The sequence below is a fragment of the Pedobacter cryoconitis genome, from assembly GCF_014200595.1.
Taxonomy (GTDB): Bacteria; Bacteroidota; Bacteroidia; order Sphingobacteriales; family Sphingobacteriaceae; genus Pedobacter; species Pedobacter cryoconitis_C.
Genome location: NZ_JACHCG010000004.1, coordinates 170,264 through 189,011 on the forward strand (window position 1 = coordinate 170,264; position 18,748 = coordinate 189,011).

An 18,748-nucleotide genomic window follows, 5' to 3' on the forward strand; every position below is an offset into this window, starting at 1 on the left:
GAACTCCCTATCTTTAAGGGAGCTCCTGTTTAAAAAAGGAATAAACCTAATAAGCCTATGAAACCACTAACCGAGCGTTTTCTTTCCCTGGATGTATTCCGTGGCATGACTTTATGTTTCATGATCATTGTAAATTCTCCCGGAAGGGGCGCAATACCTTTTGGCATCCTTGAACATGCCGCCTGGCACGGGTTCACTCCTACTGACCTGGTTTTCCCTTCGTTTCTTTTCGCTGTAGGGAATGCAATGAGCTTTTCTATGAAAAGATTCAGCCAGATGGACAATTCCCAGGTGCTGCTGAAAATATTCAAACGTACTTTTCTCATTTTCCTTATCGGATTCCTGATCTACTGGTTTCCGTTTTTCAAACATGATAACCAGGGGCATATCATATTTGCAGATATAAGAAACACCCGTATTCTGGGTGTTTTACAAAGAATAGCGCTGTGTTTTGGAATTGCTTCGCTAATGATCCATTACCTATCAGGAAAAACAGTCATCTGGATGAGTGTGCTCTTTCTGGTGGGTTATTGGATTTTTTTATTAGTTTTTGGTGATCCTGGTGCCGAATTAACCATGACAGGGAATGCAGGGTATTACCTGGATAAATTCGTGATGGGAACTTCTCATTTGTATCATGGTGATTTTATGAATGGTAAACATGTTGCTTTTGACCCCGAGGGGATTTTAAGTACAATTCCATCCATCGTAAATGTGATTATCGGATACTTTGCCGGTAAATTTATCCAGGAAAAAGGGAAAGGATATGAAAGCATTGCCAAACTTTTTCTGCTGGGAAGTTTATTCGTCTTAATCGCAATATGCTGGAATGCTGTACTGCCTATTAACAAAAAGTTATGGACCAGTTCTTTCGTACTGGTCACCACCGGACTTGACCTGATGATTATTGGTGCCCTGCTTTATATTATTGAGGTTAAACAATCTACCAAATGGACAAAATTCTTCGTGGTTTTCGGGAAAAACCCGTTGTTCATTTATATTGTTTCAGACTTATTACTGATTATTATTGATTTACTTTTTCCACAATTCCATTTTAGTAAGTGGATAAATGTTAATTTCTTTCAGGTGATTGCACCGGGGCCGATAGGTTCCTTACTATTTGCAATTAGCTTTATGTTAGTATGTTGGCTGGTAGGTTATGTACTTGACAGACGCAAAATCTATATTAAAGTCTAAGCTATTAATTTTAACTCTAACAAGTTATCCACATAAAATGTGGATAACTTGTTTACAACGTGAATAACGTGTTATGGATTGGCTTAATGCCATGCTTTTCTGAGGAACCGCAGCCAGTTTCCCTGCATCAGGTTTTTAATATCCTCAGTTGTATATCCTCTTTTTGTTAAAAGTGCAGGTATCTTCTGTAAATCGGCAATGTTTTCCACATCATATGGACATTGTTCTGTTCCGAATGCACCATCCAGATCCGATCCGATACCTACGTGTAAGGTATTACCAGCGATCTGGCAGATATGATCTAAATGGTTCACCATAACTTCCAGGTTACAGTTCATACTTCTTGGTGTTGACTGTCCGCGAACCCAGTTTGGGACCATCATCCAGGCATCAAGTGCTAAGCCAATAACTGCGCCACGGGTAATTAGTGCTTTAATTTGCCCGTCGCTATATTGACGGTTGTGGTTAACTAAGGCTCTGCAATTGTTATGAGATGCACAGATATGTCCGTTAAAATGGTCCAGTGCTTCCCAGAAACTGTCATCGCACAAATGTGTGGCATCCAGAATGATGTTCAGACGTTCCATTTCTTTGAGCAGTTCATGACCTTTTGGACCCATAAAACCTGTGGCATCTGTACCTTGTGCATACCGTCCGGGGCCATAATGGGCCGGTCCGACTGCACGAAGACCATTGGCATGAGCGCGTTCCAGATGCTGAATAGTCACGATAGAATCTGCACCTTCGAGGCTTAAAATATAACCGATGGGCTTCTGTTCGTCCGGTTGATCGTTCTCCCATAACTGCACATGCTTTTCGAGTGTTTGCAGGTTATTGATCTGTACCATCTCCCCGGCTTCTTCCATGGCCTTATACCAGGCCAGCTGACCTTGTGTTTGTGCCCAGGCCTGTTCTGGTGAATGCCAGCCGGGCAAGTTATTCCCAGGGGCAACATAACGTGCAATCTGGGTAGCGACGACTAAACCTATCTTACCTTTCCGAAGCTCCGGTAAAGACACTACGGCTTTGGCACGATCAGGTTTATCTGTTAATCCTTTTTCTCTTTCATTAATGGCAGCAATTGGCAACCGCAAATCGCGGTTCCATTCCAGCGCATTCATACTTAAATCCAGGTGTGCATCTATAGTAAACATCAGCTTAAAAATTAAATATTAATCTTCCTCTCCCGTGAAATTATCTTCCACCCCTCTGTTAGTTTATGATTGTTAATGATATTCGCACTGCCGTAAAGTGCTACTGTAGGACAGATATGTACTGGTAAACCATACAGGATATCCCCGATCCGGAAACCATGACCTGACCCCAGCTCCAGCACCAGGTGTTCTTCGCTCTGGCTTACGGCTTCTGCTGTGGGTGCATTCAAAAAATAAACCCTCTTTTTTAATAAATTCTCTGCTGCTACTGCTTTGTGCCCGAGGTCCACCGTGATCTTTGTAGCAGATGTTAAGGAAATAACACGGGTAATCACCAGTGCTGCCGTCAGATAATCCTGCTCTGCAAAAGCATCCTGATAGCCTTTATCCCATAATACAAATGTACCAGGACTGCATTCTATAGAGTCCAGCTTTGCATAAATCGGGAAAGTAGGTGTTCCTCCGGCAATAATCACCGGCTCTGCCATCCCTTTCCCAACAAGCTGTCTGGTTAATTTATCAATAGACGCTAATATAACAGCGGCCTGCTTTTCTCTTAATGCGTAATCTGCATCATGAATGTGTCCGTCATAAGCATGAAGCCCTAAAATTTCAACACCTTTTTCGGCTGCCGCAGTTTCATAAAGTGCCAATGCATGCTCGTCCGGCAGTATGCCAGTTCTGTTCATCCCGACGTTAAGGTCAAGAAAAACAGGTATGACCACTCCTGAAACTGTCGCCGCATGGGCAATCTCTTTCAGAGAGGATTCATTATCAATCAGACAAGAAAACACAGTATCCGGATAGGTTTTGATCAATTGAATAAACCGGTCAATCTTTGGCCCTACAGGTTGATAGGCTAACAACACATCCGATGCTTTACAAAGACCAAGCATCTCTGCTTCGGCAATAGTTGCACATTTAAATTTAGTGATCCCGGCAGCTAATAACTGCTGCGTAATTTCTACTGTTTTATGGGTTTTAACATGTGGTCTCAGCCTGTTTATGGCAGGAATGTGCTGCTTTAATTTTTCAATATTTGCAGTTATTCTTTCCTGGTAGAATACCAGGGCTGGCGAGTCCAGCTGTTCCACTTCATCAATTAAATACCAGTCTGCTGCCATATTACTCATGCAATTCGAACATCGCCTCAATTTCTACCGGAATATTATCAGGCAATGAACCAAAGCCTACAGCACTGCGTGTACCTATTCCGTTTTCTTCTCCCCATACTTGTGCAAATAATTCACTGCATCCGTTGATAATAAAAGGGTGTTTTTCGAAGTCCGGTGTACAATTGACCATGCCTAAAACTTTGATCACTCTTTTTACCCGGTTCAGTGTACCCAGGTTAGTTTTAATGGTGGATAACATGGTCAGACCAACTTGTCTTGCTGCCAGTTTACCTTCCTCCTGAGTAAGATCAGCACCGATACGGCCAATAATCAGGCTTTTATCGTCATTCACAGGCCCGTGTCCGGACAAGTAAAGGTATTTACCATCAATCAAATATGGTTTATAAACTCCAAGAGGTGTTGGTGCTGGTGGCAGCGTTAATCCTGATTTTGCAAATTGCGCTTCTGCACTTAAGTTTTCCATTGTATATTATTTAGATAATTTGATTTAATAAAAGTACGCCGATCAGTCCTGCTGTTCCAACTATTGATTCCATCAATGCCCATGATTTAAACGTATTTTTCAGACTAAGGTTAAAATATTCTTTAAACATCCAGAATCCGGCATCGTTTACGTGAGAGAACATTAAGCTCCCGGCCCCTACTGCGAGTACCATCAGATTGGGATTGGTGTTCGTAGCCACCATCAGCGGTAAGATAATACCTGCGGTGGTTAAGCCGGCCACTGTAGCTGAACCGACACAAAAACGGATGACAGCAGTAATGAGCCAGCCAAGGAACAGTGGTTGCATATGCAGTTCTTTTAACATCACTGCGATTTGTGCACTGACGCCACTGTCTACGAGTACTTGTTTTAATGCACCCGAACCGCCAATAATCAGCAGAATAAGGGCTACATCTTTAATAGCTTCTCCATAGAGCTCCATGATATAGGTCATTTTCTTTCCCTGGAAAATCCCAAGAGTCAGTGTTGCGGTAATTAAAGCAATCAGCATGACCACATTTGATTCGCCTGCAAGCCCCATCAGGTTATTTAGTCCGGGTAATTGTTTAGCGGAGAAAGATAATACCGAAGCAACAACGAGTAATAAAACCGGTAAAAGAGCAGTAAAGAAACTATTGAAAGTTCCTGGCAATTCGTCCTCAGGTTTATCGGCAGGAACAAAACTTTTTAATGGAGTAGAAGGAATGTTTTTGAGTGTTCTGGCAAAAAGAGGCCCGCCAATCACAATTGCGGGTATAGCAACAATTAAACCGTACAACAAGGTAAGCCCCATATTCGCTTTAAATTGTATCACTAAAGCAGATGGTGAGGGATGCGGCGGAAGAAATCCATGGGTCACAGAAAGTGCTGCCAGCATGGGCAGACCGATATATATTGCGGGCAGTTTATATTTATAGACTACAGAAAAGATTAACGGAATCATTAATACAAATCCAATTCCGTAAAAGAGTGGGATACCAATTAAAAATCCGGTCACCACTACTCCCCATTGAATGTATTTTTCTCCGCAGATCTTCATAATTACAGCAGCGATCCGCTGGGCTGCCCCACTATCAGCAACCAGTTTTCCCAGCATGGCCCCTACGGTAATAATGATAAGTAATGAGCCCAGTACATCGCCTATTCCCTTTTCAACTGAACCAGCAATTTTATTTAGCGGGATACCCAGCGCTATGCCTGCAATGATAGATACGATCAGGAAAGAAAGAAAAGCATTGATCCGCATGGCGGACACCATTATAATTAATAAAAGGATACAAAGCAGTACAATAATCAGGGTCATTTGGCTCTTTTTAGATCAGATAAGATACAAAGATTAAAGGCAACAGGAGAGGAAATCCCAATAAAAAAAGAGGCCGCTTATTCCTGAATTTTCATCAGAAATTTAGCAGCCTCCAATATAAAGTGTTAGAATTAAACGTTCTCCATTCCGTACTGCTTCAATACATCGGCAGGTACTCCAGTCCATTTGTTAGGTACATTACCTACATATCCCAAATCTTTTACACCCATTTCTGTGGTGAAAAATCCAGAGGCCGTCAGATCTCTCATCAGGCTGAAAAAAGCGGCTCCCTGCTGCATTCCAGGTTTAACTTTTTTCGGGTAGGCAATGTCTTCGACCATCTCAATACGCTGTTTTTCTGACGCGTCTTTAAATGTTTGCTGAAAACGGTTAAGGCACTGGATGTCCAGCCATTTTAATCCGCCACGCATAGGTATCTGGTGGTCGGGAATATCTTTAACGATAAATTCAATAAATTCCGGCACTTTAGCATCTGTGGCACTTCCTGATTTTCCATCCTTTGGAATGATAATATCTGAAAGGATTGCAATAGTAGCCATCTCATGTGCATTGAAGAACTTTGCTGCATTTAAAGCATTGTCTCTTTCTACTTCGAAAGCTTCTCTGCCTGGTTGAGCAGCAGCTTTTTCATCTGCTGCTTTATCTGTTTTAAGCGCTCCTGGTTTACAAGCTTCCAGCAATACTGCTGAACTTATAGCCGTTAAGCCTAAGGCTTTGAGTGATTCACGTCTGTTCATGTCTATTTTGGTTAGCTCAGGTTTAATTTTTTCTTTTCTGCAAGGATATATTCTGCTGTACGCATCGATAGGGCCAGAATTGTCCACGTTGCATTTTTATCACCCTGTTGTACAAAAGGGGCAGCATCCACCACAAACAGATTTTTACAATCGTGTGCCTGGCACCATTTATTTAAAGCAGATTTTTTTGGATCATCTCCCATCCTTACGGTACCTACCTCATGGATAATTTTACCCGGGGCTTCTAATCCATAATTATCTTCCGGCCCATGAACTTTTGAAGTCACAATAGCGCCCATGGTATGCATCATTTCCTGGAAGGTCTCCTGCATGTGTTTAGCTTGTTTTACTTCTTCAACAGCCCATTTATAGTTAAAACGTAATACAGGGATACCGTATTTGTCCACTACTTTAGGGTCTATTTCACAGTAATTAGATTCTCTGGCGATCGCTGTTCCACGTCCGGCCATACCTACTTGTGTACCAAAGAAACGTCTGTAATCGTCTTTTAAACCAATACCGTATCCACCTGCTTCTTTCATTTTACCGTCTCTTGCGGGTACAGCACCATTCATGTTCTCTATGCCACCACCAAAGCCGTAGCCCGGCATATGTAATCCACCGCCGTATTCGATATGGTAACCACGCGGAAAGTCCAGTTTTTTATTGTCTAGCCACCATGGAGAGTAAATGTGCACACTACCTACTCCATCTTCGTTATAACGTTTACGGTCCATGAGTTGTGGCAGAAATCCACTTAAACTTGCACCAGTTGAGTCATGTAAGTATTTACCGACTACGTTGCTGTTATTAGCCAGACCATTAGGGTGGGCCACTGATTTAGAGTTTAACAACAAACGGGCAGATTCGCAGGCACTGGCGCCAAGGATAACTACTTTCCCTCTAACCTGATGTTCTTCCATCGTAGTCTTATCTACATAAGATACACCGGTAGCCAGACCACCTTTATCTGTAAGTACTTCACGTACCATTGCATTGGTGATCACGGTCAGGTTCCCTGTTTTTACTGCTGGTATAACCAGGCAGGATGAGGAAGAAAAGTCACCGTAAACTTTACAGCTTCTGCCGCATTGCCCACAATAGAAACAAGGGGCACGATCTTTATTATTTGGTAATGCTTCTGTTAATACTGATCCGCGGCCCGGAATAACGGTTACGCCATTCTTTTTAGCTGCTTTTTTAATAAACAGCTCATTTAATCTTGGTTTCGGCGGCGCCATGAAAATACCATCAGGCTCGCTTTCTATACCTTCTACAGTACCGTAGATCCCGATTAACCGGTCTACTTTATCATAAAATGGCTTGATTTCCTCATAAGTTATAGGCCAGTTGTCTGTCAGTCCGTCTTTACACTTAAAATCCTCTGGTCCCATCCTCAAAGAGATACGCCCCCAGTGGTTGGTCCTTCCTCCCAGCATCCTTGAACGGAACCAGGCGAATTCAGAATTGTTCTTTTGGGTGTAAGGTTCTCCATCAAGTTCCCAACCTCCATAAGCAGCATCAAAATCTCCGAACGGGCGTACAGTTCCTGCACCACGTCTTGGAGATTCCCATGGCCATTTTAGTTGCTGCGCATCCAGACGTGGATCAAAATAGGCACCTGCTTCAAGCATCAGCACTTTTTGACCGGCATTGGCCAGCACGTATCCTGCCATACCCCCACCCGCTCCGGATCCAACTATTATGGCGTCATATTCGACGTCTGACTTTTTAATTTGAAATTCGTTCATACTACCTGCTTTTATTATTAAATGGTTTTAGCTCGTATTTGGCGTATGTAATTTAGTATTAAATTCTAAATTTTGGAATTTTTATCAAATAAGTTACTGATGATGGATTCAGTCTCAGGATGAGTAATAACCGGCTGTTTAATGACATAGTCTGTAGCAAGTTGCGTGAGCACGGTAGAAAGCGTATTTATGCCCCAGTGTTCACTGTATTTACCGTTTACAATCTTTACAATATCAATGACCTGAATGGCAACTTTTTTTCCGGTAGGCGGCATTCCCATGAAAGTACCGTTGTGTGTTCCTGTAATTGTTTTACGGGTAGTCACCAGCTCTCCTTCTGCAATCTGATCATAGATCGTAACTTTAAGGTCAGGAAAGGCGGGTCTTAAGACTTGATTAAATGTATAAATCATTCCTCCCGGACCGTTATCACTTCCTTCAGGGGCGGTATGGTTAATAAACTGGTCATCCATCAATTCTTTAAAGCTTTCCAGGTTACCTTGTTCAATGACTTCGAGATTAAAGCGCTTGACTACTGTTTTGTTTTGTTCAAGTTGAGTTTCCATCTTTCTATTTGTTATGGGAACCTTAAATTGGTTCGGTATTCTACAAACAAAGATAAGGCCGGATAGGTTCTGCCTATCAGGTTTAGTATTAATTTTCTACAATGGTTTTATGAATGATTTAAAATATCATTAGCTTTATCAGGCTGTTTATTTAGCATTATTTATGGCCGAACTGCTCTTATTAATGGGTTTACTATTACCACAAACTATTGCCGGGATTTTTGCAAAAAGCCAGGGAAGAAGTTTTTGGTTCTGGTTTTTCATTTCCTTTCTTATTCCAATCATCTCTTTAGTAGTGTTATTATTTCTGGACGATAAGAGTGAGGGTAGTGATACTGGCTTCAAGCTCGCAGACCATGTAAAAAGAGATAAAGAGGAAGTATAAAAGGATCAAGTCATCAACTTTTGGAGCAGGTTTTTTTTTAAGCATAAATTTTTGACATGCTCAACAGAAAGTCTTTGAGATCACGGATGCTCTTATGCCTGTGGAAGTTGCGCTGAAAGCTTTCAATTTGCATGGGAATGACCCGGCCGAAACAAGGCCGGGCTGTTAGTAAATAAATTCAAAATAGCTAAATAATAACTCTATACCGGCCGGGTACTGCCTGAGTACTGCCCGGGTACTCGTTAGGGTAAGAGCAATGCTAAAGTAACGTGAGTCCATGGCAAGTCCAAGTCAAAACAACTAGTTGAAATGACTTAGAGTACGTATGCTTAAAGGCTGTTTACAACCTGGTATCACTCCGATCTCTATTCAGGCACAACTTAGGTCATAACCGGATGAAGATTAATGAAATTATAATTTTCCCTTTGACTAACCCACAGACAACTGCGGACAATTGCAGACAGCTGCGGACAATTGCGGACATTTTTTACGCATCCGGATAATCTTTAACGCGAATAGCTTACATTGGTGGAAAAGCATTTATTTATTATGGGAAGTTTAACGGGTAAATTTTCAAAGGGAATCCTGGGCGGTTTCATTTTTAAAGCAGCAGTTTGGAGTACATTATGAATTGATCCCTATAAAATGAATTTTGGATCAGTAAAAAATTCAGGCAGAAAACAAAAAAGCTCTATTTCGTATGAAATAGAGCTTTCTAAGTTGTGGTGTGGGCCGGGATCGAACCGGCGACACAAGGATTTTCAATCCTTTGCTCTACCGACTGAGCTACCGCACCATCCTTTTATTAACATGATTTCAATCATGCCCCACCTCGGTTGGTGGGCTGCAAATGTAGTTTCTTTTTTTGGATTTCAAAATGGTTAGTGCATTTTATTTAAAATAAATGCATTTTTATTCTTCTGAGTCAGAATTTACAGGCTCCAGTGTCTTCAACTCTTCTTCAGTAAACAGCCTTGAATGTATGATAAACCCCATATCTAAAGTTGATTCAAGGGAGAAACCAGCGGCCCTCCCTTCCATAACATCTAAAGTAAGCTGGGTGTGTTTCCAGTATTCAAACTGATCTCCAGCCATATAAAACTTGCATCCTTCAATTTCTCCAAGACAAACATCGTTAGATCCGATCAGAAAACCTCCTTTTTCAAAACAATGTGGATAGGACCCTTCACAACATCCCCCGCTCTGATGAAAAAATAACTCACCATATTCTGCTTTCAACTGATTGATTACACCTATGGCTTTTTCTGTCACTAAGATTCTCTTGCTGCTCATGATTATTTAGCAATTTTAACCAATATTTTCACCTGTGTAGGATTGTTCAGCAAGGCTTCAAATCCTTCTTCTACGATATTTTCAAGCTCAATTCTTGCAGTTACCAGTTTTTCAACAGGCATTCTGCCAGTATGAATCAGCTGAATTACTTCTGGAAAGATGTTCCGGTAAGCTATAGTCCCCTTAATGGTAATTTCACGCACAACCTGATCAAAAGCGTTCGTTGTGACCGGTTTTCCAAAAAGAGCGACTAATAAAGCAGTACCTCCATTTTTTAAACTAGCAATTCCAGCATCATAAGTTGCCTGCACACCTGCCGCATCAATATAAATATCCGCACCACCAGCAGTTAATTGCTTAACCTGAGCTGACACATCTTTCTCTTTTCCATTGATGACCTGGGTAGCGCCAATTTCAAGCGCTTTCTCTAAACGTTTTTCGGCAACGTCTACAACAATCACGGTTGCAGCACCAGCTGCAATTGCAGCCTGTACACAGAGTAACCCAATCGGTCCGGCCCCAAATATAACACAAGACTGTCCGAGCTTTAATCCACTGCTTTTTACCGCATATACAGCTACCGCAGCTGGTTCAACCAATGCTCCCTGCTCAAAGCTCATGCTGTCAGGAATAGGATGTACCATATAATCTTCTACGACAACAAACTTCGCAAAACCACCGTTCGAGGTCAGTCCGACAAAGCCCAGTGGTTCTGACAGATTATACTCACCAGTCACAATAAAGGGGCTTTCAGGATTTCTAAAAAGAGGTTCTACAACTACTCTGTCCCCTACTTTCACTTGCCTGACTTCTTTTCCAACTTCGGTAACCACGCCCGAGAATTCATGACCTAAAGTGGTTACGCCAATATGTCCGTTTAAAGGATAGGGCACATCAGCAGGAATCAACATAGGCCCGTGTGCATATTCATGCAAATCAGAACCACAAATACCCGCGTACTGCACTTCTATTTTCACTTGTTTACTACCAGTGGAGGGTATTGGGGCATCTTCTACTCTAATATCTTTAGCGGCATACCAACGGGCAGCTTTCATAACAGGAACTGACATATATAAAATGGTTTAATAATAATTAATTTAAAAGAACCCTAGCTTGTTCTTGTCATAAGAGATCAGCATATTCTTAACGCTTCGGTAATGGTCAAGCATCATTTTATGGTTCTCTCTGCCGAATCCGGATTTTTTATAACCACCGAATGGCGCATGGGCAGGATAAGAGTGATATTGGTTCACCCATACACGACCAGCCTGGATAGCACGTGGCACCTGATATAACTCATGTGCATCACGTGTCCATACGCCGGCACCTAACCCATATAAAGTATCGTTTGCAATTTCAATAGCTTCTTCTACTGTTTTAAATGTTGTTACACAAAGGACCGGGCCAAATATTTCTTCCTGAAAAATCCGCATTTTGTTATGCCCTTTAAAGATGGTTGGTTCAATATAGTATCCTGTTTCCAGCTCTCCAGGTAATTTATTGATTCCTCCTCCGGTCAGTACTTCTGCTCCTTCTTCGATTCCTATTTTGATATAAGATAATATTTTTTGATACTGCTCATTGGAAGTCTGCGCGCCCATCATACTTTCCTGATCCAATGGGTTTAATGTTTTGATGGCCTTTGTCCGTTCAATAACACGACTGATAAATTTATCATAAAGGCCTTCCTGTATCAATAAACGGGATGGACAGGTACAGACCTCACCCTGGTTCAGTGCGAACATCACCGCTCCTTCTACTGCTTTATCAAAGAACTCATCATCCTGAGCGCCTACAGAATCAAAAAATATATTTGGTGATTTACCGCCTAACTCCATCGTTGATGGAATAATGTTTTCAGCAGCATATTGCATGATTAAACGACCTGAAGTGGTACTGCCGGTAAAGGCAACTTTAGAGATTCTTGAAGAGGTAGCCAGTGGTTTTCCGACTTCCAGACCATAACCATTTACAATATTTAATACCCCTGGAGGAAGAATATCACCAATCAGCTCCATTAAAATAATAATTGATACTGGAGTCTGTTCTGCTGGTTTAACCACCGTACAGCAGCCCGCAGCCAATGCCGGCGCTATTTTCCAGGTAGCCATCAGCAAAGGAAAATTCCAGGGTATAATCTGCGCTACAACGCCTATCGGCTCGTGCAGCACGATGCTTACTGTATGTTCATCATGCTCTGCAACAGTACCTTCCTCGCCTCTGATTACACCAGCAAAATATCTGAAGTGATCTACTACAAGAGGCAAATCCGCAGCTAATGTTTCTCTGATCGCTTTACCATTGTCGATGGTTTCAACTGTGGCGAGGTAAGTTAAATTATCTTCTATTTTCTGCGCAACTTTCAACAGGATATTACTTCTGTAGGCTGGAGAACTTTTACTCCACGTTTTAAAAGCTTCGTGTGCGGCATCCAATGCCAGCTCCACGTCTTCTTTACTTGATCTTGCTGCTTTTGTAAATACTTTCCCGTCTACAGGAGATATGTTATCAAAATAGATACCTTTTACTGGCGGTACAAACTTGCCTCCGATAAAATTATCATAATGAGATTTAAATGCCGGTCTTTCCATGAGGATATGAATTTATGATTTGGTTACTGCAAACGTAACAGCTAATTGAAACCGGAGATAGGACAATTGTAGCAAGTAGTAGCATTATTGTTGCAGAAACGTAAGCGTACTGAAATAAAGTTATATTTGAGTATACGCCCTTAGTACTAACCAAAACCTATAGGTCATGATGCAGCATAAATTAAATCTTGTTGAGCTGAGTAAGGAAGCGAATTTACAAACCCTGGTAGAAAACAGAACAGCCTATACACTGGAACGCTGTGAGCTGAACGTGTTTGAAACTTATTCTGAGTCGTATAAAGTACCTTTGACTTTCAATGATTTTGTCATCACCAGCATGTTGCGCGGTAAAAAGGTAATGCATCTTGGTGATCAGCAGGGTTTCGATTATTTGCCAGGAGAGACTGTCATTGTCCGCCCTTCCCAAACAATGGAAATAGATTTCCCCGGGGCTTCCGATCACAATCCTGCACAATGTATTGCATTGGCCATAGACAACGACCAGATTAAACAGACTATCCGTTATCTGAATGAGTATTTTCCTAAAACTACCGCTGGTCAGCAGTGGTCTTTGAATTATGAGGAATATCATTTTTACAACAATGAAGAGATCTCATTTTTAATTAATAAGATTATCCGCATTTGTGCGGAGGAGTCAAAAGAGAAAGATGTACTGGCAGATTTGACCTTAAAGGAATTACTGGTCAGGATTATGCAGACACAAAATTTAAAGACCATTGGCCGCACTGATACGAATCATAATCCCCTGGCTTTTGTAATTGGTTATATTAAAGCTAATCTGAATGAGAAAATAAGCATCAATAGCTTAAGTAGTAAGGCTTGCATGAGCAAAGCTACTTTTTACAGATTATTTAAACGGGAACTCGGTATCAGTCCAAATGATTTTATCTTAACCGAAAAGATAAACCGCGCGAAACAAATGCTTGCTACACCTGGTTCAAAGATTGCTGCGGTCAGTTATGAGCTTGGATTCAGTGATGCTAATTACTTTATCCGTGTATTCAAAAAACTTGAGGGTATTACTCCCGGAAGTTATCAATTGCAATTATCTGCGCTATAATATTACCAGCTTATAAATTTATCAGGAAGTTCTCTTGCAAAAATTTATTTGCCGGCAAAAATCATATTTAACAAACAATTCAATACATTTGCGCTCCAAGAAAATAAACCACTTAGCGCTCAAAATGTTATCATATATTAAAATTAATTTTATTGCTCAGGCAATTTTTAAATCATCACGTGTTTTTCTTTTAACAACAACATCAATATTATTTCTTATTAATATTGCTTCTGCTCAAAAAACTAAGGAAACCAATAAACACAGCAAATTTTCTGACTCTTTAAAAAATAAATTAGAAGTTGGTATAGCTGCTGGGTTAAGTTTAAACCACTTCACTAAAGGACAGCCTCAAACTGGATCAAATACAGGATATACTGCCGGAATTTCAGTTAACTACAAGTTGGTTAAGGAAATAAGCCTGCAATTAGAAGTAAATTCTTTGCAGCAAGGTGGAAGTATGATCCGTTTCAAGGATGACACGAGGTTTGGTTTACCAGAAAGTTTTGAGACTAAAAATGTGAAGAACAGTTCTTATAAACTGAATAGTATCGAGATCCCTCTTTTACTTAATTATACATTTAAGCTTAAACAGCTATGGAAACCTTCGGTCTATGTTGGTGGAAGTTATGCATACACTTATAATGTAAACGAACGCTATCAGAAAACCGGCGACCTTCTACCGGGAGAAGATATTATTGCGACAGTTAATGCTTCACAGAATGCGGGCAACTTATTCAATGCTTCAAGGTTCAACTTAATAGTAGGCGCGAATTTAAAGTTGCCTTTGACTTCAAGATTCCTCCTGCTTATAGACATGAGATATTTAAATGGCTTGTCATCAGCAAGGGACAAATATTCTTATATGGAAAAAGTGGGGTTTGGAACAAATATCAGAGCAAACTCTTTCCTTACAAAACTAGGCATCATTATGCCGCTATCAACTCTTAAATAGAGTTCCATTCAATCAAAAAATCCAATTTACTTAAATAAATAAGCATAATATGAAGCCAAAATTTACTATTTTAACGGTTATAGCGCTCGCTATTCTGATTGCAGGTTGCAGTAAGGATAAGTTCAACGAGAATGATGCCATCAATGCCCAAAAAGACCTGCTGAATTTAAAATATCAGCATGAACTTGATCTTGAAATATTAAAACAAAAGGGTGCAACTGCTATGCAGCAATTAATCAATACAGCTGCTCTTGAACAGTTAAAGCTGAATGATAGTTTGAAAATAAAAAGTAATATCGCTGCTAGAAAGCAAGATTATACGGTAAGAGTTGTTGATGTGATCTCTAATGCTCCACTTGCAGATGCTGATGTTACAGTATCTTCTGAAGGAAAAATATTCGCAGCAAAAACAAATGCACAGGGTATAGTTACTTTTACAGCCTTATATCTATTCCCAACAAGTACTTTCCTGGTTTCAAAAACCGGATACGCTGCAACTCAGATTTCACAACAGTTTGCTGGTAATAGCAATGTGAAATTGTGGAATACTACAGATTTAACAAATGAGATTACTGGTAGTCTTTATATTGAAACAGATTTAACAAATAATATTCCAGAAAAAGTAGGGGCCAAAGTATTAGTGACAGCTGCTGCAAACATTCCTACAAATTCTTCAGAGTCTTATACTGTTTATTTTCCAACATATACTGATGCAGCTGGTGTTTACAGTATTAAAGTTCCTGCTGCTCCAAACGGATATACACTTACATTTGAACAAATCTCTGCCGATCAAAAGCTTTATGTAAACGCAACAGAAGATAATGCTGTAACTTCATTTCCAAGTAGCTTACCAAGGTTAACTACAGTAAAAACTTATTTTAATGTGAATAGTTACAATGCTCCGGTTCCAGCAGTATATAGCGCTTATTACTTTAAAGCTACACCTGATAAGGCTGGTAAAATTCTATACATTCCAGGAAATACTAATTACAGTTATTACAACCAGGTGTTGTTATCTACTTTAGGTGACAAATTTCAGGTAGAAAAACTTAATATCAACAGTACTAATACCCAAAATGGTAATGTCGACATGGGTTTATATACCTACGATGCCAATACCAAAATTGATGTAGAAATAGTTGACATAACGGGAAATACAATACAATCGGCTCCTAAATTAATGGCTAACATAGGGTCTAATGGAAAGATAGCTTATACTTACTCTGCTGAAGGTGGAAATGGCTATATTCATCTTAAAAGAGATGATGCCGGTGTTTTAGTACCTGACGCTAAAGGAGTTATTTTAAAGGCTGTGCCATATGATTCATACTACTCTGCACTAGGTAATAGTTCAAATCTAAACATAGCATCAAACAGATACGTAACCAATAGTTACTTACTAAGTAATAAAGGTGACAAAAAAGTTGTCAACTTTTACTACGGTTCTGGCGATAGCAGAGTAAAACAAGTATACTAGTTAATAGCCAACATATTTAGTTTAACATAAAAAAAGAGAGGGTTTCCCAGGAAGCCTTCTCTTTTTTTATGTTATGTTTTCCAATATCAAGGGATCAAGTCATAAACTTGCGGATTAGGGATTAAATTTCAAGTTTTGGGTTTGATATTTTTTGAGTTCAAAGCAACTGGTTAAGATTCTTTAATAAGATGATTACTTCCTGATTTTTCCAGGCTTGCTACTTTTACGAAAGTTCTCTGATGCCTTTTTCGGTTTCCATTGATTGTTTCATTATGCCCGGTACAGAACTTTTGAAACAACCAGTACTCCAAACTGCTGCTTTAAAAATGAAATCGCCTAGGATTCCCTTTAAAAATTTACCCGTTAAACTTCCCATAATAAATAAATGCTTTTCCATAAATGTAAATCATTAATGTTAAAGTGCATCATCAGGAGTAGACAATGTCCGTAATTGTCCGCAGCAGTCTGCAATTGTCCGTAGTTGTCCATGCCTTAGTCAAAGGAAAAATCATAAGGTTTATGAAGCTTCAGTTAGTTGTGCTTGAGTTGTGCCTGAGTGGTGGTCGGTGTAAGTGCAGGCCGTAACCAGCCCGGGAGTATGACAACTCTAAGTCATTTCAACTAGTTGTTTTGACTTGGACTTGCCATGCTCTCACGTTGCTTTAGCATTGCTCTTACCCTAACGAGTACTCGGACAGTACTCAGGCAGTACCCGGCCGATATAGATCTGTTATTTAGCTGTTTTGAATTTATTTACTAACAGCCCGGACTTGTTTCCCCTGAGTCATTCCCATGCAAATTGAAAGCTTTCAGCGCAACTTCCACAGGCATAAGCGCATCCGTGACAGCAAAGACTTTCTGTTTAGCGTGTCAAAAATTTATGCTTAAAAAAGAGACTGCTTCACAAGTTGATGACTTGATCCATATCAAGACTTACCCCTGCACAGTATGTTATCCAAAATAAAAAACCTTTGAAAACAAAAAAGCTCCAGATTTCTCTGAAGCTTTTAGAAGAAGTGGTGTGGGCCGGGATCGAACCGGCGACACAAGGATTTTCAATCCTTTGCTCTACCGACTGAGCTACCGCACCATCTTATTTCAACATGTTTGACCATGTTCCCCTCGGTTGGGAGTGCAAATGTAGTTTCTTTTTTCGAATTGCAAAACTTTTTCTGAAAATAATTTAAAAACCCCTCAGAATTATTTAAAAAGGCTCTAAATTTGAAATAATTATGCAAGCATAGTATTTTTTGTCTGCTAATTATTTTAACTTAGCATGACTGTAAAAGATTAACCAAATAATGATTTCACAAATTCTATTTATAGCAATCACTTTAGCGGCTATCGCCTTATTCAGCTTCAACCTGAAAAAGGTCATCCGTAACATCAGAATTGGTAAAGCGGCAGACCGTACTGACCAACCTCAAAAAAGATTGATGACCATGATCAGGGTTGCCCTTGGGCAAAGCAAGATGGTGGTACGTCCAATTCCTGCTGCCCTGCATTTTGTCGTGTACATTGGTTTTGTGATTATCAATATCGAAGTGCTCGAAATTATGATTGACGGCATGTTTGGCACTCACCGCGTATTTGGCGGGCTGGGCAGCTTGTATAACTTTTTGATAGGATCATTTGAGATTCTCGCTTTAGGAGTATGGGTTGGCTGTGCAATTTTCCTGATCAGAAGAAATATTTTAAAACTGAAAAGATTAAACAGCCCCGAATTGAAAGGCTGGCCAAAATCTGATGCCAATTATATCCTGATCACAGAAATCCTGTTAATGACCGCATTTCTGCTGATGAATGCAGCAGATGCTAAATTGCAGGCTTTAGGCGCACATCATTATATCACAGCAGGCGCTTTCCCTGTAAGTCAGTTTCTCCAAAGCTTATTGCCAGGCAGCGAAAGCAGCCTGATCGCTATAGAAAGAGGCTGCTGGTGGTTCCACATTATCGGTATCCTTGCCTTCCTGAACTATTTACCTTATTCCAAACATTTCCATATCCTGTTTGCCTTTCCAAATACATATTTCTCTAACCTGGAGCCAAAGGGTGAATTTACAAATATGCAAAGCGTAACCAATGAGGTTAAAGCTATGCTGGATCCGTCCTTCACTCCCCCTGAGGCTGAAGCAGGTCGTTTCGGTGCAAAGGATGTGAATGACCTGTCATGGGTAAACCTGATGAATGCTTACACCTGTACCGAATGCGGACGTTGTACTTCAGTATGTCCTGCCAACATTACAGGCAAACTCCTTTCTCCACGTAAGATCATGATGGATACCCGTGACCGCATGGAAGAAGTGGGTAAAAATATTGATAAAACAGGCGCTGGTTTTGAAGATGGAAAATCATTAATTGATGATTATATCACCAGAGAAGAACTATGGGCATGTACAAGCTGTAATGCTTGTGTAGAGGCCTGTCCTATCAATATAGATCCGCTGGCAATTATTACAGACCTCAGAAGGTATGCGGTAATGGAAGAGTCTCAGGCTCCTGCAAGTATCAATGCGATGCTTGGAAATATTGAAAATAATGGTGCGCCATGGAAATATTCTCCGGCAGACCGTTTGAACTGGGCAAAAGAAAGTTAAATTTTAATCTATTACTCAAGCTG

17 protein-coding genes and 2 tRNA genes are annotated in these 18,748 nt (G+C 40.4%); 6 read left to right on the top strand and 13 right to left on the bottom strand.

Annotated features, from left to right (window positions below):
• Positions 1–57: 57 nt before the first annotated feature.
• A complete protein-coding gene (locus tag HDE70_RS20465; protein WP_183891702.1) occupies positions 58–1,197 on the top strand; it encodes an acyltransferase family protein in 1,140 nt (379 codons plus the stop codon).
• An 83-nt stretch (positions 1,198–1,280) separates the two neighbouring features.
• Here HDE70_RS20465 and HDE70_RS20470 read toward each other — a convergent pair whose 3' ends face one another.
• The 7 genes from HDE70_RS20470 to HDE70_RS20500 all read right to left on the bottom strand — a co-directional run bounded on the left by HDE70_RS20470 (position 1,281) and on the right by HDE70_RS20500 (position 8,349).
• Positions 1,281–2,351 carry a dipeptidase gene (locus HDE70_RS20470; RefSeq protein ID WP_183891703.1) on the bottom strand — a complete coding sequence of 357 codons (1,071 nt, stop codon included), beginning with the start codon at positions 2,349–2,351 and terminating at the stop codon, positions 1,281–1,283.
• 11 nt (positions 2,352–2,362) lie between these two features.
• Positions 2,363–3,484 carry a D-TA family PLP-dependent enzyme gene (locus tag HDE70_RS20475; protein WP_260161560.1) on the bottom strand — a complete coding sequence of 374 codons (1,122 nt, stop codon included), beginning with the start codon at positions 3,482–3,484 and terminating at the stop codon, positions 2,363–2,365.
• Entirely contained in the window at positions 3,477–3,950 is a 474-nt protein-coding gene (locus HDE70_RS20480; RefSeq protein ID WP_183865844.1) for a RidA family protein, read from the bottom strand. Before HDE70_RS20480 ends, HDE70_RS20475 begins: the two co-directional genes overlap by 8 nt.
• A gap of 10 nt (positions 3,951–3,960) precedes the next feature.
• Complete coding sequence (locus HDE70_RS20485; RefSeq protein ID WP_183891704.1) at positions 3,961–5,274, bottom strand: gluconate:H+ symporter; 1,314 nt, start codon at positions 5,272–5,274, stop codon at positions 3,961–3,963.
• Between the two features lie 131 nt (positions 5,275–5,405).
• Positions 5,406–6,032 (bottom strand): gluconate 2-dehydrogenase subunit 3 family protein, encoded by a 627-nt coding sequence (locus tag HDE70_RS20490; RefSeq protein WP_183865846.1) that lies wholly within the window; start codon positions 6,030–6,032, stop codon positions 5,406–5,408.
• A gap of 11 nt (positions 6,033–6,043) precedes the next feature.
• Positions 6,044–7,783 carry a GMC family oxidoreductase gene (locus HDE70_RS20495; RefSeq protein ID WP_183865847.1) on the bottom strand — a complete coding sequence of 580 codons (1,740 nt, stop codon included), beginning with the start codon at positions 7,781–7,783 and terminating at the stop codon, positions 6,044–6,046.
• Positions 7,784–7,848: 65 nt separating this feature from the next.
• Positions 7,849–8,349, bottom strand: a complete 501-nt coding sequence (locus HDE70_RS20500) for an ester cyclase (RefSeq protein WP_183865848.1) — start codon at positions 8,347–8,349, stop codon at positions 7,849–7,851.
• A 163-nt stretch (positions 8,350–8,512) separates the two neighbouring features.
• Between HDE70_RS20500 and HDE70_RS20505 the strand changes: the two genes are divergently transcribed.
• A complete protein-coding gene (locus HDE70_RS20505) occupies positions 8,513–8,734 on the top strand; it encodes a hypothetical protein (protein ID WP_183891705.1) in 222 nt (73 codons plus the stop codon).
• 723 nt (positions 8,735–9,457) lie between these two features.
• On the opposite strand, the gene HDE70_RS20510 is transcribed toward HDE70_RS20505, so the two are convergent.
• The 4 genes from HDE70_RS20510 to HDE70_RS20525 form a co-directional block, all read right to left on the bottom strand.
• Positions 9,458–9,530: transfer RNA gene (locus tag HDE70_RS20510), tRNA-Phe, on the bottom strand.
• Between the two features lie 116 nt (positions 9,531–9,646).
• Positions 9,647–10,027, bottom strand: a complete 381-nt coding sequence (locus HDE70_RS20515; RefSeq protein ID WP_183891706.1) for a DUF779 domain-containing protein — start codon at positions 10,025–10,027, stop codon at positions 9,647–9,649.
• Positions 10,028–10,029: 2 nt separating this feature from the next.
• A complete protein-coding gene (locus tag HDE70_RS20520) occupies positions 10,030–11,097 on the bottom strand; it encodes a 2,3-butanediol dehydrogenase (protein ID WP_260161564.1) in 1,068 nt (355 codons plus the stop codon).
• A 27-nt stretch (positions 11,098–11,124) separates the two neighbouring features.
• A complete protein-coding gene (locus HDE70_RS20525; protein WP_183891707.1) occupies positions 11,125–12,618 on the bottom strand; it encodes an aldehyde dehydrogenase family protein in 1,494 nt (497 codons plus the stop codon).
• 166 nt (positions 12,619–12,784) lie between these two features.
• Between HDE70_RS20525 and HDE70_RS20530 the strand changes: the two genes are divergently transcribed.
• The 3 genes from HDE70_RS20530 (at position 12,785) to HDE70_RS20540 (ending at position 16,128) form a co-directional block, all read left to right on the top strand.
• Positions 12,785–13,699 carry an AraC family transcriptional regulator gene (locus HDE70_RS20530; protein ID WP_260161566.1) on the top strand — a complete coding sequence of 305 codons (915 nt, stop codon included), beginning with the start codon at positions 12,785–12,787 and terminating at the stop codon, positions 13,697–13,699.
• A gap of 124 nt (positions 13,700–13,823) precedes the next feature.
• Positions 13,824–14,651, top strand: a complete 828-nt coding sequence (locus HDE70_RS20535) for a porin family protein (protein WP_183891708.1) — start codon at positions 13,824–13,826, stop codon at positions 14,649–14,651.
• A 49-nt stretch (positions 14,652–14,700) separates the two neighbouring features.
• On the top strand, positions 14,701–16,128 hold the full coding sequence (locus tag HDE70_RS20540; RefSeq protein WP_183891709.1) for a hypothetical protein: 1,428 nt from the start codon (positions 14,701–14,703) through the stop codon (positions 16,126–16,128).
• A gap of 223 nt (positions 16,129–16,351) precedes the next feature.
• Here the strand turns inward: HDE70_RS20540 and HDE70_RS20545 are convergent, their stop codons facing one another.
• Positions 16,352–16,525 carry a hypothetical protein gene (locus HDE70_RS20545; RefSeq protein ID WP_183891710.1) on the bottom strand — a complete coding sequence of 58 codons (174 nt, stop codon included), beginning with the start codon at positions 16,523–16,525 and terminating at the stop codon, positions 16,352–16,354.
• A gap of 620 nt (positions 16,526–17,145) precedes the next feature.
• A tRNA-Phe gene (locus tag HDE70_RS20550) sits at positions 17,146–17,218 on the bottom strand.
• 211 nt (positions 17,219–17,429) lie between these two features.
• On the opposite strand from HDE70_RS20550, the gene HDE70_RS20555 reads away from it, so the two are divergent.
• The gene (locus HDE70_RS20555; RefSeq protein WP_183891711.1) at positions 17,430–18,725 is read left to right on the top strand and encodes a 4Fe-4S dicluster domain-containing protein; all 1,296 of its coding nucleotides are present in this window, start codon (positions 17,430–17,432) and stop codon (positions 18,723–18,725) included.
• The last annotated feature ends 23 nt before the right edge of the window (positions 18,726–18,748 follow it).

What these genes read in the sequence shown, in the direction of transcription:
- HDE70_RS20500 (WP_183865848.1), bottom strand. Translation starts at nt 8,349, where the DNA reads ATGGAAACTCAACTTGAACAAAACAAAACAGTAGTCAAGCGCTTTAAT.
- HDE70_RS20505 (WP_183891705.1), top strand. Translation starts at nt 8,513, where the DNA reads ATGGCCGAACTGCTCTTATTAATGGGTTTACTATTACCACAAACTATT.
- HDE70_RS20520 (WP_260161564.1), bottom strand. Translation starts at nt 11,097, where the DNA reads ATGTCAGTTCCTGTTATGAAAGCTGCCCGTTGGTATGCCGCTAAAGAT.
- HDE70_RS20475 (WP_260161560.1), bottom strand. Translation starts at nt 3,484, where the DNA reads ATGAGTAATATGGCAGCAGACTGGTATTTAATTGATGAAGTGGAACAG.
- HDE70_RS20525 (WP_183891707.1), bottom strand. Translation starts at nt 12,618, where the DNA reads ATGGAAAGACCGGCATTTAAATCTCATTATGATAATTTTATCGGAGGC.
- HDE70_RS20495 (WP_183865847.1), bottom strand. Translation starts at nt 7,783, where the DNA reads ATGAACGAATTTCAAATTAAAAAGTCAGACGTCGAATATGACGCCATA.
- HDE70_RS20465 (WP_183891702.1), top strand. Translation starts at nt 58, where the DNA reads ATGAAACCACTAACCGAGCGTTTTCTTTCCCTGGATGTATTCCGTGGC.
- HDE70_RS20545 (WP_183891710.1), bottom strand. Translation starts at nt 16,525, where the DNA reads ATGGAAAAGCATTTATTTATTATGGGAAGTTTAACGGGTAAATTTTTA.
- HDE70_RS20515 (WP_183891706.1), bottom strand. Translation starts at nt 10,027, where the DNA reads ATGAGCAGCAAGAGAATCTTAGTGACAGAAAAAGCCATAGGTGTAATC.
- HDE70_RS20535 (WP_183891708.1), top strand. Translation starts at nt 13,824, where the DNA reads ATGTTATCATATATTAAAATTAATTTTATTGCTCAGGCAATTTTTAAA.
- HDE70_RS20540 (WP_183891709.1), top strand. Translation starts at nt 14,701, where the DNA reads ATGAAGCCAAAATTTACTATTTTAACGGTTATAGCGCTCGCTATTCTG.
- HDE70_RS20485 (WP_183891704.1), bottom strand. Translation starts at nt 5,274, where the DNA reads ATGACCCTGATTATTGTACTGCTTTGTATCCTTTTATTAATTATAATG.
- HDE70_RS20470 (WP_183891703.1), bottom strand. Translation starts at nt 2,351, where the DNA reads ATGTTTACTATAGATGCACACCTGGATTTAAGTATGAATGCGCTGGAA.
- HDE70_RS20480 (WP_183865844.1), bottom strand. Translation starts at nt 3,950, where the DNA reads ATGGAAAACTTAAGTGCAGAAGCGCAATTTGCAAAATCAGGATTAACG.
- HDE70_RS20555 (WP_183891711.1), top strand. Translation starts at nt 17,430, where the DNA reads ATGATTTCACAAATTCTATTTATAGCAATCACTTTAGCGGCTATCGCC.
- HDE70_RS20490 (WP_183865846.1), bottom strand. Translation starts at nt 6,032, where the DNA reads ATGAACAGACGTGAATCACTCAAAGCCTTAGGCTTAACGGCTATAAGT.
- HDE70_RS20530 (WP_260161566.1), top strand. Translation starts at nt 12,785, where the DNA reads ATGATGCAGCATAAATTAAATCTTGTTGAGCTGAGTAAGGAAGCGAAT.